Source organism: Myxococcales bacterium (assembly GCA_022563535.1).
Classification (GTDB): Bacteria; Myxococcota_A; UBA9160; order UBA9160; family UBA4427; genus DUBZ01.
Genome location: JADFNE010000002.1, coordinates 1 through 16,572 on the forward strand (window position 1 = coordinate 1; position 16,572 = coordinate 16,572).

Consider the following 16,572-nt stretch of genomic DNA (forward strand, 5'->3'; position numbering starts at 1 on the left):
GCTTCGCGGCCGTCAATGGCCAGGGCCCAGCCACGTTCGCACGAGCCACTCGGCCGGTTTCGATCACCGATGCGTCCGATTGTGGGCCACGCCATAGGGCAACGGCCCGACACGGCCCGGTACATGGTAGCGGGTGGCCCCGATGCACTTCTGGCTTTGACTTCCGGAGAGCCGTCTCGATTCCGAATTGCTTTGACGACGTACACCACACCACGAGCAGGCCGTCCGCGGCAGAACGCGGTTCGCAGCTGCCGGAGATCCTCGATGCGGGCAGAGCAAGACCCACGGGCCAGAGCTAGTTGTTCAACCTAGTCTTCGCCAACCTCGAAAGTATCCGGGTCGATTGAGAATCCCTTATTCACGGGGGCCCCGCCGCCCACAGTGAGCTCACCGAATGCGAGGAGGACTTCGTCCTCGAAATCGAAGAAGAGCTGGCCGCTGAACGAGCTCGTGGTTCCGCTGCTGCTTTCGGTACTGGTGAAGACGAGACTTGGCACGATGGTGTCCGTATCTCCGACCTCCCATGATGTCGTCACGTTGGCCGTCGAGAAAGAACAGGTTCCGCTGCTGTTCTCCAGGCTGAAAGGCCCGGAGATGAAGAGATGTGAGGGGCCGCGGGAGAAGGTGACCGCATTCGCGCCGACGATGGCACCCTGGAAGGTGATGCTGATCATGATAATCTCGTTTACCTGCATTCCATCGCTGATGCTGTCTCCGCCTGTGACCACGAGGTCGACGGTAAAGTCCGGCGTGCCGTCGGGCTCGAGGTCCAACGCAAACTGGTACTCCTTGTCCGGGTCGATCTCGGTAATGCCCGCCGCCAATGGGGCGCCGTTGAAGTGGTCGAAGAGATCCTGCATCCCATCGATAAAACGGGAGAACGCCCTCACGTGCAGCGCGGTGCATTGCGCGACTGGCAGCAGCTCTGAGTCAGTCAAGGGGTCAACTGCGCTGCTACCGCTTTCACTACTACAGCCGGCGCTCAGAAGGGAACAAAGGAGTATTCCAGTCGTCCAGTTCCGCATCGGTGATTTCCTCACTATTTTGGAGAGATTAAGCACCGTCGCGATCACCAAAGTCAAGCGCCCCAGTTGCCTGGGAATTGCCAACTCAATCCGGCAACGTTGCAATCCAGGGCGGCGGTGCCAGCCTCAACGGACGGGGGTTCTACCCCTTTTCCACGGACGGTTGAGTTAAGCCTATGGACTTCCCCCAAAGCAGTGGACACCTCGGAGACTAGTATTGAGCCAGCCGGTAGTCAGAACGAACCTCCCCGCGCCAACCTGCGGGCGGAACTGGAGTGCACGATGCTGGTAGTTACAGTCGAATTCGCTCTTCGTGAAGGCGCCGAGCCGGAGTTCCTGGCGGCACTCAAGGCGATGCAGGCGCGGGTTCGGAGCTTTGACGGCTTTCTTGGCGAGGAGCCGTGTCAGAGCGTCTCCGATCCAAACCACCAGGTGACACTCTCCTATTGGCGCGATGCAGAGTCGATGGCCGCTTGGCGCGTGGATCCAGAGCATATGCGCATCCAAAAACGGGGTCGGGAAGAGTTCTTCCGTTGGTACCGAATCCATATTGCCAGAGTCGAGCGCGAGTACGACTGGAATCTCTCAGATCACTGATTGCGCTGCCGTGGTGCTTCTATATCGATGGCACCGTCACCAAGTGCCGTCATTGCATCCGTGAAGCCCGGCCTTGGCTGGAGAAGTGCTCTACCAGGAAGTCGATGAAGGCTCGGACCTTGGGCGGACGATGGCGATCGCGTGGGTAGACGGCATAGATTGTGCTGGTCGCTGGAACCGCCCGGTAGCTCGACAACACGGGTCGGAGTTGCCCTTCACGGAGTTCGATCCCGACGTTCCAGTCCGGAAGCAAGACCAGGCCAAGGCCGCCCACCGCCGCCGCAACGAGGGCGTCCGCGTTGGCGGCAAAAAGGCTGCCCGACGCCCTGACCTCTGACCGTCCATCCTTCCCCTCGAAGCGCCAGAGGTTGCTACCGGGGTGCTCCCTCCACGTGAGGCAGTCGTGATCCGCGAGCTCGCTGGGTAGCGTCGGCTCGCCGGCTCGCTCGAGGTAGGCGGGACTGCCACACACTATCCTGGCGCTCTCCGCAATCTTTCGTGCGATCAAGCTCGAGTCGCGCTGTTGGCCGACGCGGATCGCGAGGTCGAAGCCCGTGTCGACAAGATCGATGAGACGGTCTGTCATCGAGAGAACGAACTTCACTGCTGGGTAGCGGGCGCAGAATGCCGGAATCGTTTCGGCGAGCAGGAAGCGGCCGACGCCCGAAGGCATGGTGATGCGCAGGACCCCCGTCGGACTTCCATCCAGCTGCGCGACAGCGAGTTCGGCTTCATCGACTTCGTGGAGAACTCGCTCCGCCCGCTCGAAGTAGGTGTGCCCAGCCTCCGTGAGACTCAGCTTGCGGGTGGTGCGGTGGAACAGGGTGGCACTGAGCTGGTCTTCCAGTTCAGAGATCTGGCGGGATACGGACGAGGGTGCCAAGCCGAGATGGCGTGCCGCGCCGGAAAAGCTCCCTGCCTCGACAACCCGTACGAAGACTCGGATAGCCGCGATGGTGTCCATGTGTCGAAACCTCTGCCGATCCTGTCCTTTGCGAATTTCGCATAGATCTTTACCCGATTTGACCACTTATCACAAAGGACAATCGCGTGCAGACTGCCACCTGTTCGGGACGGATCCCGGACCTCAGACAGCCAAGAGACAAGGAGAGAATCCCATGAAGGCCGCAATCATTCGTACATTTGGTGGACCCGAAGTTCTGCAAATCGAGGAGGTTGAGACTCCCCAGGTCCAGCCGCGCCACGTTCTGATCAAGGTGCTCGCCGCCGGCATCAACCGCCTGGACCACAACATCCGGGAGGGTTCGATCGCCCCCGAGCTGCCCTTTCCACACATTCTCGGGGCCGATGCCGTCGGTGAGGTGGTCGCGTTGGGTGACCGCGTGAGCGAGGTCCGAATCGGCGATCGCGTGATTCCGGTACCCGGCTTCCCGACGGACGAGTCTGAGTACGACGTGCGCCCCGCTGCCCTGGCGCCAAGCTTCACCCTCCCCGGCCTCGGCAGCTGGGGCACCTACGCCCAGTACATGCACGTACCCGTCCACTTCGTCATCCCCGACGACACCGGTCTCGCACCAGAGGAGGTCGCGACCCTACCCATGGTGCTTGGAACAAGCATCCGGGCGGTGAAGGGCGTCGGCGAGGTAAAGGCCGGCGACCGAGTGCTTGTGCAAGCGGGCGCGTCGGGCTCGGGGAGTATGCAGATCCAGGTGGCGAAGGCGCTCGGTGCCCAGGTTGCAACGACGGTGCGCAGTACGCACAAAGCCGACCTCGCCGGGAAACTTGGGGCCGATTTGGTGATCGACGTTCGCAATGAGGACCTACTGCAGAGCATCGAGAAGTGGACCAATGGCCGTGGCGCCGACGTCGTAATCGACAACCTCGGTGGCGACATACTGAAGCAGAGCATCGCGGCCGTGAAGCCGCAGGGCGTGGTGGTCGTCTATGGCTTCGCTTCCGGCACGGAGGTCTCGTTCGATGTGCGCGATCTCTTCTTCGCGCAGAAGCAACTCAAGGGATCCATGGCGAGCGACAAGGAGGATCTGGTGCTCGGCCTCGAGTGGGTCCGCACCGGAAAGATCCGGCCGGTCCTCGACCGGGCGTTTCCGCTCAGCGAGGCCGCCGAAGCCCACCGGCTGATCGCCAGCAACAAGGTGGCGGGCAATCTCGCGTTGCTGCCCTGGGCCGATTGAAGTGCTCCGGATGCGTCGGCCTCGCGGTCGGCGCGTTCGGTCCAGTCGACGCCATCAACCGGGCGCCTTTGCAGGAGGCAACGTCATGATCGATCTCTACACGTGGCACACATCCAACGGGCGCAAGGTGTCCATCGCGCTCGAGGAAATCGAGCTCCCCTACCGGGTCATTCCCATCGACATCACCGGTGGCCAACAGAAGACTCCCGAATTCATAGTCATCAGTCCGAACGGGAAGATCCCCGCGATCGTCGATCGCGATGCTCGCGATCGAACCCTGATGGAGTCGGGGGCCATCCTGCTCTATTTGGCTGAGAAGGCTGGCCGGCTCATGCCCAAGGACGAAGACCGGCGCTGGCGGGCCATCGAGTGGTTGATGTGGCAGATGGGTGGAGTGGGTCCGATGCTGGGCCAGCACCTCCACTTTAGCCACTACCAGCCCGACGCTTCGGAGTACGCAAAGGAACGCTACGCCGACGAAGCCCGCAGGCTCTACGGCGTGCTCGACCAGCGGCTGGCCGAGCATGAATATGTCGCCGACGAGTACTCGATCGCCGACATCGCCATATGGCCCTGGATCGCCAGGTTCCCGTGGCAACGGATCGGACTTGATGACTACCCAAACGTTCGACGTTGGTATGAATCGATCGCCAATCGACCCGCCGTACAACGGGGCTGGCGTGTTCCCGAGAACGATCAGCTCATCCCAGGTGTAGGTCACTAATGGTCGGGATTACTGAACGTGGCCATACTTCCGGAGTGATTTTCGAAGCCCCGCGAACTTCTGATCCGTGATCTTCCGCGGATTGTAGTCGTCGGCCATGTCGGCGAGGACCGCCGTCGGTAGTTGATCTGGAAATTTCTCGGACGCTGCCATGCGTGAAGCGGACCCCCCTCCAAAAAATCGATTTTCTAGCCGTACTTCGCGACTCCGCGTCACCCGCCTGGCGGGAGGGCCCAGGAGGACCCGCTAGAGGCGCGAGTGAGGGCGCTTCGAGATAGGGCTCGGTTGGCGATGTGGCGGCGCGGAGGGCGTCGCCGGCTGCAAACGGATACTTGGATCCTACGAACCCGCCGCCAAGCCGTGAACACCGCGAGGATTCCAACGGTACGGGGCGGACGCAAACACGGTCAGGCGGACGGTACGATCGCCCTACCGTCCTCGCAAAACGTCAATGATTCCACAAGTCGTGGATGGTGCGGACGATGCGGACGCAAAAAATCAGTCATTTTCTGGTAGCCAGAAAAGAGAGAGGTATGCACCAGATTGATTCTCGACGCCGGGGATGCCGAGTCACGGCCAATCTGCGGGTGTTGGTCAGGAACTATGACTTGAGGGTCCGTCGTCCGCGTCAGCTTTCAGCCTGTCGAGATAGTCAGCCCAATCTTGCATCATCTTCTGGCGTTCAGGTAGGTGAGCCGTTCGGTTGTACGCGCGCCCGTTGGGATCCCGTACTGCGTGAGCAAGCTGATGTTCGATGAAGTCAACCCGGAAACCCAGCACCTCATCGAGGATCGTTCTCGCCGCCGCGCGAAAACCATGGCCGCTTAATTCCCTCTTGTCGATATCAAGGAGTCGCATAGCGGCGTTGACGGTGTTCTCGCTCATAGGACGCGCCGCACTACGAGCACCACGAAACACATATCGCCCGCTCCCGGTGAGAGGATAGAGCTCGCGAAGAATTTGGACCGCTTGGCGGGAAAGCGGAACGATGTGCTGGGTGTCCGTTTTCGTGACGGTGTAACGCCATTCTGCCGCATCCAGGTCAACGTCCGCCCATTCCGCCTGGCGCAGTTCGCCCGGACGTACAAATACCAAGGGAGCGAAACGGAGCGCACAGCACACGACCAGCGTGCCTTTGCAGCCATCCAACATTCGCAAAACTTCACCGAACCGCTTCGGATCGGTAACAGATGCGAAGTGTTTCCCTTTGACTGGCGGCAGTGCTCCACGTAGATCGACTGAGGGATCGCGCTTGGCGCGCCCGGTTCCCACGGCATAGCGAAACACTTGCGAACAGCTATTCAGAATGCGGTGGGCTGTTTCCAAGGCTCCACGCTTCTCGATCCTCCGGATGGCGTCCAATAATTGCTGGGCGGTAACGTCGGCAATAGGAGTGCCACCGATCCACGGAAAAACATTTTGTTCCAACCGGCGGATGACCCGGATCCTGTGACTGGCTGACCAATTGTTAGTGTGAGAGTCGAACCACTCTCGCGCGATCACCTCGAAGCTGTTCGAGGCGCGAGCTACACGGTTTGCCTTTTGCGCCCGGCGGTTCTCACCAGGGTCGATTCCGTTGGCCAGCAGCTGGCGGGCCTCGACGTGCTGGTCGCGGGCTAGCCTCAGAGAAACTTCGGGATACACGCCAAGCGCCAGGCGCTTTTCCACGCCCCCGAAGCGGTATTTAAACCGCCACAACTTTCCTCCGCTAGGGGACACCTCCAAATACAGCCCCCGGCCATCGAACATCCTCTTGGCCTTTTCTGAAGGTTTTGCAGCTCGAATTGCTGTGTTGGTCAGCGACATGGGGGCATTTCCATTTGAGATGACTCAGATGCCCCCAATTATGCCCCCAAGTGCCCCCAGATGTCAACAAACATCACGGGACCTTGATAGACCGAAAATACTAATAACTAATTGATTTCAGAAACGAAAAAGACATCCCAGGATCTCCTAGGATGTCAATATGGTGGGCGTACACGGACTCGAACCGCGGACCCTCTCGGTGTAAACGAGATGCTCTAGCCAACTGAGCTACACGCCCAAAGAGCAAATTGCTCTGTTGGAATCGATCGATCTATTCAGCCGTGAGGCTGCGCCGGGTCAGTTTACCCCAGCTGGATGGGCGACCTCGGTTCCTTTCGGGGTCCTGGGGACCTCGTAAATATCGTCGATGTCGTGAATGCCGTCCTTCAAGAAACTCGCCGGGTCGGCCACCGCGAGGGCGTGGGCGAGGACTTCGTCCATGTGCTCCACTGGGATGAAGGTGATGGCCCTTTTGATCTCGGCCGGCAGATCCTTGAGATCTTTTTCGTTGTCCTTGGGAATGATCACCGTGTCTACCCCACCGCGATGGGCCGCGATCATCTTCTCCTTGAGTCCGCCGATCGGGAGCACCCGACCGCGCAGAGTGATTTCACCTGTCATCGCCACGTTGGAACGCACCGGAACCTTGGTCAGCGCCGAGGCGATGGTGGTGGCCAGGGTAATACCCGCCGACGGTCCGTCTTTGGGGGTTCCGCCTTCGGGCACGTGAATGTGGAGATCGACCTTCGAGTAGAAGTCGCGCACCAGACCCAACTGCTTGGCCCGGCTGCGGATGTAGGACATTGCGGCGTTGGCGCTTTCTTGCATCACGTCGCCGAGTCGCCCGGTCAACTGAAGCTTGCCTTTGCCCGCTGTCACCGAGACTTCGGTCTGCAGCAACTCGCCACCGGTATCCGTATAGGCCAGACCTGTGGTCACACCCACCATGTCCTCGGTCTCGGTCTTGCCGAAGCGATAGCGGTGAACGCCCAGATACTTCTTGATGAGCTTTGGCGTGACCTTCGTGCGCTTGGCGTCGCCACCGGCGGTCACCACCTCGCGAGCCACCTTGCGCGTTACCGATGCGAGTTCGCGCTCCAGGTTTCGCACTCCCGACTCGCGGGTGTAGTAGCGGATGACTTCTAGAATCGCGGCGTCGGTAAACTCGATCAGTTTATCGTCGAGACCATTGCTTTCGAGCACCTTATCTACCAGGTGCTTCTTCGCAATTTCGAGCTTTTCGGTTTCGATGTAGCCGGAGATATGGATGATCTCCATCCGGTCCTGAAGCGGCCGCGGAATCTCGCTGAGCACGTTTGCCGTGCAAACGAACATCACCTTCGACAGGTCGTAGTCGAGGTCCATGTAGTGGTCGTTGAAGGTGTGGTTTTGCTCGGGGTCGAGCACCTCGAGCAGCGCCGACGAGGGGTCGCCTCGGAAATCCATCGCCATCTTGTCAATTTCGTCGAGCAGGAAGACCGGGTTGCTGGAACCCGCCTTCTTCAGGCTCTGCAGAATCTTGCCCGGCAACGCGCCGATGTAGGTGCGTCGGTGACCGCGAATCTCGGCTTCGTCCCGAACGCCTCCGAGGCTTACCCGGACGAAGTCGCGCCCGGTCGCCCGTGCGATCGACTTGCCAAGCGAGGTCTTGCCGACACCGGGGGGGCCGACCAGACACAAGATGGGGCCCTTCATGACTTTGACCAGGGTCTGCACCGCCAGGTATTCGAGAATGCGATCCTTTGGCTTGTCGAGACCGTAATGGTCGGCGTTCAGAATTCGTTCCGACTCGGCGAGATCTTCGTTCTCGTCTTTATATTTGTTCCACGGAAGGTCCAGCATCCAATCGATGTAGTTGCGCACCACGGTCGCCTCGGCACTCATGGGCGACATCATCTTGAGCTTCTTCAGTTCCTTGTCGGCGCGTTCCCTGGCCTCCTCGGGCAGGTCTTTGGCTTGGAGCTGCTCTTCCAGCTCTTGCATTTCGTTCTTGAACTCGTCGCGATCGCCGAGTTCCTTCTGGATCGCCCGCATCTGCTCGTTGAGGTAGTACTCCTTTTGGGAGCGCTCCATCTGCTTCTTGACCCGAGAGCGAATCTTCTTCTCGACCTCGAGTACCTCGATCTCGGCCTGCATGCGCGAGTAGACGTCTCCAAGGCGCTCACTGGGGCTGGTGATCTCGAGCAGCTTCTGCCGGTCTTCCAGGTTGAGATTCAGGTGCGCCACGACGGTGTCGGCGAGCTTGCTCGGTGCCGTAATTGCGGCCACTGTGCCGAGCAGTTCGCGGGGAACCTTCTTGTTCAGCTTTACGTAGTCCTCGAACGTGCTGTGCACACTGCGCACCAGGGCCTCGGACTCGGACTCATCCGCGGTCGTTTCGTCGAGCACGGTAATCGAAACCCTGAGGTAGGGGTCGCTGCTCACGTAGCTGTCGATGCGGGCACGCGCCTTGCCTTCGACCAACACCTTGACGGTGCCATCGGGGAGCCGCAGCAATTGGATGATCTTACCGAGGGTTCCGACGCTGTAGATTTCGTCTTCGGTCGGATCTTCCAGGCCCGCCTGACGTTGGGCGGCGAGCATCAACTGGCGTCCGCCCTCGACTGCGTCTTCTAGTGCCTGGATGGACTTCTCGCGGCCCACGAAGAGTGGGACCACCATGTGCGGAAATACGACGATGTCTCGCAATGGCAGTAGCGGGATCGAACTCGTGTCTACAACACTGGTGCCTTCATCCGACTCGAGCTCGTCGTCCGGCCCGTCTTCATCGCGAAAGAACACCATGATTACTCTCCCTGCCCCTTAAACTGCCTGCTTCCGTTTGCGTGCAATATCCGATTTCATATTGATGGTACATGTTGATCAGGCGGACTCAGCCTCCTGCTTGAGCACAAGCAACGGATTCTTTCCGTGCTCAATTACATCCTCATTGATGATACATTCGGCCACATCTTCGCGTGACGGCATATCGTACATGATGTCCAACATGGCGCTTTCCAATATTGCCCGCAGACCCCGCGCTCCCGACATTCGCTTCAGCGCTTCCTTCGCCACGGAGACCAGCGCGTCGTCGGTAAAGCGAAGCTGAACATCCGAGAACTCGAACAACCTCTGATACTGCTTGACCAACGCGTTCTTGGGCTCGGTCAAAATCTGGATCAGTGCTTCCTCGTCCAAGGATCCGAGGGTCGCCGTAACGGGCAGGCGGCCCACGAACTCGGGAATCAACCCGAAACGAAGCAGATCCTCAGGTTGAACTGCTAGCAACACCTCCCCGGGGTCACGTTCCTTCTTTAGTTGTATATCGGCCCCGAATCCCAAACCCTTCACTCCAATTCGCCGCTCGATGATGGTTTCGAGGCCCACGAACGCGCCGCCACAGATAAAGAGAATGTTTGAGGTATCGATTTGCAAAAATTCTTGCTGAGGGTGTTTTCGCCCCCCCTTGGGAGGAACACTTGCCGTAGTGCCTTCGATGATCTTGAGCAACGCCTGCTGCACGCCCTCACCCGACACGTCTCGGGTAATCGACGGATTCTCACTTTTGCGTGCAATCTTGTCGATCTCGTCGATATAGATGATGCCGCGTTGGGCGAGTTCGACGTCGTAGTTTGCCGCCTGCAACAGACTGAGAATGATGTTCTCTACGTCCTCGCCGACGTAACCTGCTTCGGTGAGGGTCGTTGCGTCCGCGATGGTAAAGGGAACATCGAGAATCTTGGCCAGGGTCTGGGCCAGCAGAGTCTTGCCGCTCCCCGTGGGACCGAGCAGAAGCACGTTCGCCTTCTGCAGTTCGACCTCGCCGACTCCGGCTTCCGACTCGATGCGCCGATAGTGATTGTAGACGGCGACCGCGAGAACCTTTTTGGCCGTTTCCTGGCCTACGACGTACTCGTCCAGCGAAGCTTTGATTTCGTGCGGCTTGGGAAGATGCGAGGCCTGGGCCGGTGCTTCTTCTTGCCCGTACTCCTCAGCGATGATGTCGTTGCACAACTCGATGCACTCGTCACAGATATACACCGTGGGGCCGGCAATCAGTTTTTTGACTTCCTTCTGACTCTTGCCACAGAAAGAACAGGAGAGGTTTCCTTTGTCGTCCCGCTTCTTCATGACCACTTCCTTACCTGTGTGGGTACCCGTCTATCGACTAAGTGCCTTGTAGCTCCCTCGCCATCGGGTCGTCGGTCTTCCATTGCGTCGTTCGATGACCTCAGGTGTCGTCGCCGCCCTTCTTGATTGCCTTGCCGGTACTCTTTGTCGCTCCGCGGGACGCGCCAATTGAACCTTTTTTGCTGCCGCTGCCGTTCGTGCGGGAGTCACCGGTCGCTGAGCTGTCCGCCCCGACGGGGCGCTGACTCACTACTTTGTCGACGATCCCGTAACTGGCCGACTCTTCCGCGGACAGGTAGAAGTCGCGCTCGGTGTCCGTGGCCACCTGGTCGACGGTCTTCCCCGTATGCTGTGCCAGGATCTCGTTCAGGCGGGAGCGAAGCTTCAAGATTTCTGTGGCCTGGATGTCAATGTCCGTTGCCTGACCCCGGGCTCCGCCCATCGGTTGGTGAATCATCACTCGCGCGTTGCTGAGCGCTGTGCGCTTGCCCGGGGTACCCGCCGCCAGCAACCACGCCGCCATCGAGGCCGCCTGGCCGATACAGGTCGTGTTTACATCCGGCCGGACGAACTGCATGGTGTCGTAGACCGCGAGCCCAGCAGTCACCGAGCCCCCCGGCGAATTGATATATAGATGGATGTCCTTCTCGGGGTCGTCAGCCTCCAGGAACAACAGCTGGGCAACCACGACATTTGCGATGTCGTCACCAATTTCAGAACCGAGAAAGATGATGCGGTCTCTCAACAGGCGAGAGTAAATATCGAACGAACGCTCCCCGCGTTGGCTCTGCTCGATCACCATGGGGATAAGGGTCATATTTTCTTCTCTCACACGCGCGTTGCCGTCGGAATATGCCGGCCAGTCCGGTTCATCCGTCGCCACCTGAGTATAGACGGGATGACCGGACTGATGCTCATCATCTGAGTAATGCGGCGTTTCCTGTTGCGTCGCTTAAGTGGTGCTTTCTCGGGGGGGGATTGCGGGGAAAAACGGGAAGTTGGTTGGAGACTTGCCGTACCTTTCGCGAGTCGATTGCGGGCCTGAACAGTTCTTCCCGTTTGCGACTCTTGCCTACTCGTGTTGACTGTGCGCTTCACCTGCCTTCGCCTTGCCCAGAACCTGCACCCATCTCTCGTTGGGGTTCCGGACACTTCATTGCACTTCCCTGAAGTAAAGCTCGAAGCAATTTACGACTCCGATGCCGTGCCTTACTCCTGTTCGGCTTTCTATTCAGCTTCCGCTTCCTGCGCAACTTCCTCTTCAACCAACTCTTCGACCGTAGCCTTGGAGACAAGGAAAGCAAGCGCCTTCTGGTCCAACAATTCTGCCTCGATCGCTTCGCCCCAACCCTGGGTCTCCGCCATCTGCTTCAATTTTTTGACATCCATGCCCTGCGCTTCGGCCATCTCGTCAAACCGCGCATCGGTTTCCTCGGGCGTCACCTGGAATTCTTTCGCAACTGCAATGGCTTCGAGCACCAGGGACTCGCGTACCCGCCGCTCCGCACTGCTTCGACTGTCTTCGCGCATGCGAGACAGCTGCTGCTGGAGCATGTCCGGTGGGAGCTGCCCCTGGAACTGCTGCTGCATCGACTGGATCTGGCTGTTCAACTGGCGCTCGACGACACCCGGCGGGACCTCGAAATCGGTTCGTTCTAGCAGTGAATCCATCACACTGCGCTGCACGGCCGACTCGGCCGCCTGTTCCTGACGCTTGGTGAAGTCGCCGGTGATCTTTGCGCGCAGTTCGTCGAGGGTGTCGAACTCGCCGAGATCCTTTGCAAACTCGTCGTCTAGTTCGGGAACCTGTTGACGCCTGATCGTGTGCACGTTGCAGCTGAACTCGGCGTCTTTGCCCGCCAGATTCGCTGCTCCGTACTCCTCGGGGAAGGTCACTTTGAGTGTAACGTCTTCACCGGCTCGGACGCCGATCAGGCCGTCTTCGAAGCCCGGAATCATGCGCCCCGATCCAATTTCGAGATCGACGTTTTCCGCCTTGCCCCCGTCAAAGAGTTCGCCGTCCACGCGACCTTCGTAGTCAATCGAGACGGTGTGGCCCTTGGCGACCTGGACATCCTCGGCTTCTTCGATCAACGGCGCGTTGCGCTGTCGCAAGCGTTCGAGTTCTTCGTCTACTTCCTTGGCATCGACAGAAATCTTGGGCGCCTTGGCGGGGAGCCCTTCGAGATCGGGCAACTCGATCTCGGGCTTCACTTCGATTCGCAGGGTGTACTCAAAATCGGCATCCGGCTGCGGCGGGGTCGCTTCGACTTCCGGCTGCACCAGCGGAGTCAGACCCGTTTTTTCGATCGCGTCCTGGATCGTGTCATGCACCAGGGATCGCTCGATTTCTTCGGGGATCGAGGCTCCGTAGAGCTTCTCGAGCACCGAGCGCGGCACCTTGCCCTTGCGGAAGCCGCGGACCGAGGCCGTGCGCGCGAGTTGGTGGTAGGTCCGATCAAATGCGCGACGCACCTGAGATTGTGGAATAGTGACGCCAACGCTGCGCACGACCCCACTACCCTGCTGGGTCTCGACCCGGATTTCGGCCGCTTCTGTAGTCGCTTCTTTGGCCGCAGCGGCCCCCTTCTTTGCGCTCGGACTCATTGCGATCCTCTCTATCTCAAATCACTTCTCGTGTGCTTGTTTTCTTGGGCTGACTGTACTGCGGCAATATCATTCGTTGCGTTGCTGACGGCGCGGTGATTACGGCTCGACTAGTTCGGGAGGCGAAGCTTGTACCTGCGCCAGACGGTCGGAATCAGTGCGGCATCCAGCTCGATCTCGGGACGCGCAAACTTGCGCCCGGTCTCGGCGATGAAGCTTCGGCCTCGCTCGCGGTCGGCGGGCAGGATAGCCACACGAAGCCGGAATCGCTCGCGTTGGGAACTCGCAAATTCACTCTCACAGGCAATCTGGACGCGCTGCGTGCGACGCAACGACCTGGGAGGGAACGGGTTGGGTACCGGGAACAGGACTCGAACCTGCACGCCCAAAGGGCGGTGGCTCCTAAAGCCACTGCGTCTACCAATTCCGCCATCCCGGCACACGTGCAGAGTAGCTTAGCGACCCAACACAACGGCAGAGCAGCAAGACCAAGCAGAGGGGTCTTGCAAAAAAACGGGCTGGTGAGCGCGCGGGGAATCGAACCCCGAACCTAGTGGTTAAGAGCCACTTGCTCTGCCAATTGAGCTACGCGCCCTGCCGGACCTTAGAATGCTGGAGGAACTCCGGCAAGAGTCCTCAAGGTTTTCTCAAACGGGGAGACAATCTCGCGAGCACACTTGTCGCAAATTTAGACTACGAGCTTTCGGGATCGCCGAACCCGCCGCCACCCGGCGTCTCGATCAAGAGTCGATCCCCTCCATCCCTTACGGAGGATGAACCCCGCGCTCAGTCAACAGGGCCCCTTTGTGGGGCATTGGAGCGCCGGGGTTTCTCGGTATGATTTCGGCATGACCAGTCTCGCACTCTCACAGAAAGTGCAAATCCTGGGGAAAGTTCCGCTGTTCGAGTCGCTGGCGGAGGAGGATCTCGCAGCCATCGCCTCGGTCGCGATCAGCCGCAGCATCAAGGCCCGGGAAGAACTGTTCCACCAGGGTGATGAGGGGACGCACGTCTACGTCGTCGCGAGCGGGCAGCTCAAGGTCGTCACCACCTCGAGCGACGGGGACGACCTGATTTTCTGCCTTCTCGATCCGGGGGAAGTGATCGGCGAATTGGGCCTGCTGGCCAATCGCCCGCGCACCGCCACGATTACGGCCATCAAGGACAGCGAACTCATCGTAATCGATCGCCGCGATTTTCGGGCGCTTCTGCGCACACGGCCCGACGTTGCCTTCGAACTGCTAACGGTGCTGGCATGCAGACTCGCTCGAGTCAGCGAATTTGTGGAAGACACACAGTTCTTGAATCTCCCAGCCCGGCTGGCCAAGAAACTCATCAACTTCGCAAACCTTCACGGCAAGAGCGGCTCGGGAAGCTCGGGCCACGCTCTCGTGATTGACGTCAAGCTCTCCCAGGAAGAATGGGGGGATCTGGTTGGAACGACACGCGAAAGCGTCAATAAACAGTTCCGCGCCTGGAGCAGTGAGGGCCTGATCTCCCTCGAGGCAGGCAAGGTCGTGATTCACAAGCTCGACGAGATTGAAAAAATGGCAGCCTGCGTGGTGATCTGATGGGCTATCGGTGGGGTATCGCGAAGTCGCGCCCAGCGCTGGCCTGCGCGATCGCTCTGGCGGTTTTCTTCGCACTCGGGTCCGCGCGATTGCTCGGCCTGCTCGAGGCACCAGAACTTGCGCTCTACGATCGTGATCGCGGTCTCGCCTCTCTAGCTTCCAGCCCCGAACCACCCATCACACTCGTCTTGATCGACGAAGCCGACATCCGTCGTCACGGTCACCCCTTGCGCGACGAAATCCTGCGCACACTGATTGAAACCATCCTGGCCGCCGGGCCCCGTGCCCTGGCGATCGATCTCTACCGGGATCTTCCAGTTCCTCCGATTACCACAGGCGATCAGGCCAGCGATTCCCCGGCCTACCGCATGCTTGGTGAAACGATCATCAGCGATCCGCGGGTGGTAATGATCATGAAGTTTCCCGATCCGAACTCGCAAGGAACCCCACCGCCGCGTTTTCTCCAGAGTACGGCGCAAGTGGGTTTCTCAGACCTGCCGGTCGATCCGGACGGGGTCGTACGCCGGGGGCTCCTCTACCTGTGGGACGGCGACTCTCCACGGCTCTCCATCTCGTTGCAGCTGGCCCTCCGCTACCTCGCCCTCGACGGAATCTTTCCCGAAGCCGACCCAAACGATCCCGACGCCATGATGCTGGGTCCGGTTTCACTGCCTCCGTTGCAAGGAGATTTCGGACCTTACGTGCGGGCAGACGATGCCGGCTATCAGTTCCTGCTCGACTATCGCTGGGGTTCGAGACCGCTGCCATCGATAAAACTTTCACCCGTCTTGCAGCGAGACTTCGATCCCGAATTGTTCCGGGACCGAGTTGTCATGCTGGGTACTGCCGCGCACTCGGTGAAGGACTCGTTCCTTACCCCGCTCAATGTCGGTGTGAATGGTGGGACAACCTTTGGGGTCGAGGTCCACGCTCAGGCGGTCGATCAACTCATCCGCTTTGGCCATGGTGCCAGTCGACCACTTGCGGAACCCGGCTGGGTCCTTACCTACGCGTCGATCTTCATTCTCGCCCTGGTGGGTGCTGGACTCGGGCTCTTTGGTCGCTCGCTATGGCTGCAGATCACTGGGCTCCTCGCCATCACCGCGACGGTTGTCTATGCCGGCCGCGCCCTATTCGAGTTGGGTTGGTGGATCCCGGTCGTGCCACCGCTGTTGGCGGTGCTGATCTCGGCGGCGGCGGCAGTGGCGATCTTGTCGGTGCTCGAACGCGCTGAGCGTCGTCAGATTGCTGGACTCTTCTCACGCTTCCAGGGAGCAGTCGTGGCCGACGAAATCTGGCGGCGACGCTCGGAATTCATTGGCGAGGGAGACCGACCGGTAGCTCGCACCGTGGTGTTGACGGCGCTGATGTCGGATCTCGAGGGTTACACCGCGGCTTCGGAGCAGATGGAGCCCGAAGAGCTGATGAGCTGGATCAACGAATACATGACGGCAATGGCCGAGCTCGTCGAAGCGCACGGTGGCGTGGTCGATGACTATGCAGGGGATGGAGTGATGGCCAACTTTGGCTTTCCGGTGCCCAGCCAGACCGATGAAGCGATCGCAGGTGACGCCACCGCGGCGGTTCGTTGCGCGGTGGCCATGGGCGTGAAAATGCGCGAGCTGAATGCGAGTTGGGAAGCACGCGGTCTTCGCGTTGGCCGCTGTCGCGTGGGCATTTGCACCGGGCCTGCCGTGGTGGGGTGCGTGGGCGCCGCCAGCAGTCTCAAATACACATCCGTCGGCGACACCGTGAATACCGCAGCCCGACTCGAGAGCTTCGACAAGACGCAGTTTATCAGTGAGGCACCAGGGGTAGTGTCACGTGTGCTGGTGAGCGAGGAGACCTGGCTTCGAACCCGAGATGCGTTCGAATTTCTCGATCTGGGAGCGCACTCGCTCAAAGGGAAACAGATGCCTACCAAGATCTATCGGGTCGTGGGCCCAAGCGGAGACTGAACCCGCGCGAGACGCGAGCGA

General features: G+C 59.8%; 14 protein-coding genes and 3 tRNA genes. 5 read left to right on the forward strand and 12 right to left on the reverse strand.

All coding sequences use genetic code 11. The features are described 5' to 3' along the window. Positions 1 to 308: 308 nt before the first annotated feature. Complete coding sequence (locus tag IH881_00710; protein ID MCH7866188.1) at positions 309 to 1,076, reverse strand: hypothetical protein; 768 nt, start codon at positions 1,074 to 1,076, stop codon at positions 309 to 311. 231 nt (positions 1,077 to 1,307) lie between these two features. Here IH881_00710 and IH881_00715 point away from each other — a divergent pair, with 231 nt between their 5' ends. Beyond that, positions 1,308 to 1,622, forward strand: coding sequence for an antibiotic biosynthesis monooxygenase (locus tag IH881_00715; GenBank protein MCH7866189.1), 315 nt, complete (start codon positions 1,308 to 1,310; stop codon positions 1,620 to 1,622). A gap of 49 nt (positions 1,623 to 1,671) precedes the next feature. Here IH881_00715 and IH881_00720 read toward each other — a convergent pair whose 3' ends face one another. Further along, positions 1,672 to 2,586 (reverse strand): LysR family transcriptional regulator, encoded by a 915-nt coding sequence (locus IH881_00720; GenBank protein ID MCH7866190.1) that lies wholly within the window; start codon positions 2,584 to 2,586, stop codon positions 1,672 to 1,674. A gap of 154 nt (positions 2,587 to 2,740) precedes the next feature. On the opposite strand from IH881_00720, the gene IH881_00725 reads away from it, so the two are divergent. Together IH881_00725 and IH881_00730 are read left to right on the forward strand one after the other, a co-directional pair. Then, positions 2,741 to 3,775, forward strand: a complete 1,035-nt coding sequence (locus IH881_00725) for a zinc-binding dehydrogenase (protein MCH7866191.1) — start codon at positions 2,741 to 2,743, stop codon at positions 3,773 to 3,775. An 85-nt stretch (positions 3,776 to 3,860) separates the two neighbouring features. Further along, complete coding sequence (locus IH881_00730; GenBank protein MCH7866192.1) at positions 3,861 to 4,499, forward strand: glutathione S-transferase N-terminal domain-containing protein; 639 nt, start codon at positions 3,861 to 3,863, stop codon at positions 4,497 to 4,499. A gap of 9 nt (positions 4,500 to 4,508) precedes the next feature. Here the strand turns inward: IH881_00730 and IH881_00735 are convergent, their stop codons facing one another. The 10 genes from IH881_00735 to IH881_00780 form a co-directional block, all read right to left on the reverse strand. Beyond that, on the reverse strand, positions 4,509 to 4,652 hold the full coding sequence (locus IH881_00735) for a hypothetical protein (protein MCH7866193.1): 144 nt from the start codon (positions 4,650 to 4,652) through the stop codon (positions 4,509 to 4,511). A 441-nt stretch (positions 4,653 to 5,093) separates the two neighbouring features. Continuing rightward, positions 5,094 to 6,305, reverse strand: coding sequence for an integrase arm-type DNA-binding domain-containing protein (locus tag IH881_00740; protein ID MCH7866194.1), 1,212 nt, complete (start codon positions 6,303 to 6,305; stop codon positions 5,094 to 5,096). A gap of 161 nt (positions 6,306 to 6,466) precedes the next feature. After that, a tRNA-Val gene (locus IH881_00745) sits at positions 6,467 to 6,543 on the reverse strand. Positions 6,544 to 6,602: 59 nt separating this feature from the next. After that, positions 6,603 to 9,089: an endopeptidase La gene (lon, locus tag IH881_00750; GenBank protein ID MCH7866195.1), complete on the reverse strand. Its 2,487-nt coding sequence runs from the start codon at positions 9,087 to 9,089 to the stop codon at positions 6,603 to 6,605. 78 nt (positions 9,090 to 9,167) lie between these two features. Next, complete coding sequence (clpX, locus tag IH881_00755) at positions 9,168 to 10,415, reverse strand: ATP-dependent Clp protease ATP-binding subunit ClpX (GenBank protein MCH7866196.1); 1,248 nt, start codon at positions 10,413 to 10,415, stop codon at positions 9,168 to 9,170. Positions 10,416 to 10,515: 100 nt separating this feature from the next. Beyond that, on the reverse strand, positions 10,516 to 11,232 hold the full coding sequence (gene clpP / locus IH881_00760; protein MCH7866197.1) for an ATP-dependent Clp endopeptidase proteolytic subunit ClpP: 717 nt from the start codon (positions 11,230 to 11,232) through the stop codon (positions 10,516 to 10,518). A gap of 410 nt (positions 11,233 to 11,642) precedes the next feature. Continuing rightward, complete coding sequence (tig, locus tag IH881_00765) at positions 11,643 to 13,022, reverse strand: trigger factor (GenBank protein MCH7866198.1); 1,380 nt, start codon at positions 13,020 to 13,022, stop codon at positions 11,643 to 11,645. A gap of 110 nt (positions 13,023 to 13,132) precedes the next feature. Next, positions 13,133 to 13,276, reverse strand: coding sequence for a hypothetical protein (locus IH881_00770; protein ID MCH7866199.1), 144 nt, complete (start codon positions 13,274 to 13,276; stop codon positions 13,133 to 13,135). A gap of 102 nt (positions 13,277 to 13,378) precedes the next feature. Next, positions 13,379 to 13,461 (reverse strand) — tRNA-Leu (locus tag IH881_00775). 80 nt (positions 13,462 to 13,541) lie between these two features. Continuing rightward, a tRNA-Lys gene (locus IH881_00780) sits at positions 13,542 to 13,617 on the reverse strand. A 253-nt stretch (positions 13,618 to 13,870) separates the two neighbouring features. Here IH881_00780 and IH881_00785 point away from each other — a divergent pair. Next, positions 13,871 to 14,593 carry a Crp/Fnr family transcriptional regulator gene (locus tag IH881_00785; GenBank protein MCH7866200.1) on the forward strand — a complete coding sequence of 241 codons (723 nt, stop codon included), beginning with the start codon at positions 13,871 to 13,873 and terminating at the stop codon, positions 14,591 to 14,593. Next, the gene (locus IH881_00790) at positions 14,593 to 16,551 is read left to right on the forward strand and encodes an adenylate/guanylate cyclase domain-containing protein (protein MCH7866201.1); all 1,959 of its coding nucleotides are present in this window, start codon (positions 14,593 to 14,595) and stop codon (positions 16,549 to 16,551) included. The genes IH881_00785 and IH881_00790 overlap by 1 nt, the downstream gene beginning before the upstream one ends. Positions 16,552 to 16,572: the final 21 nt, after the last annotated feature.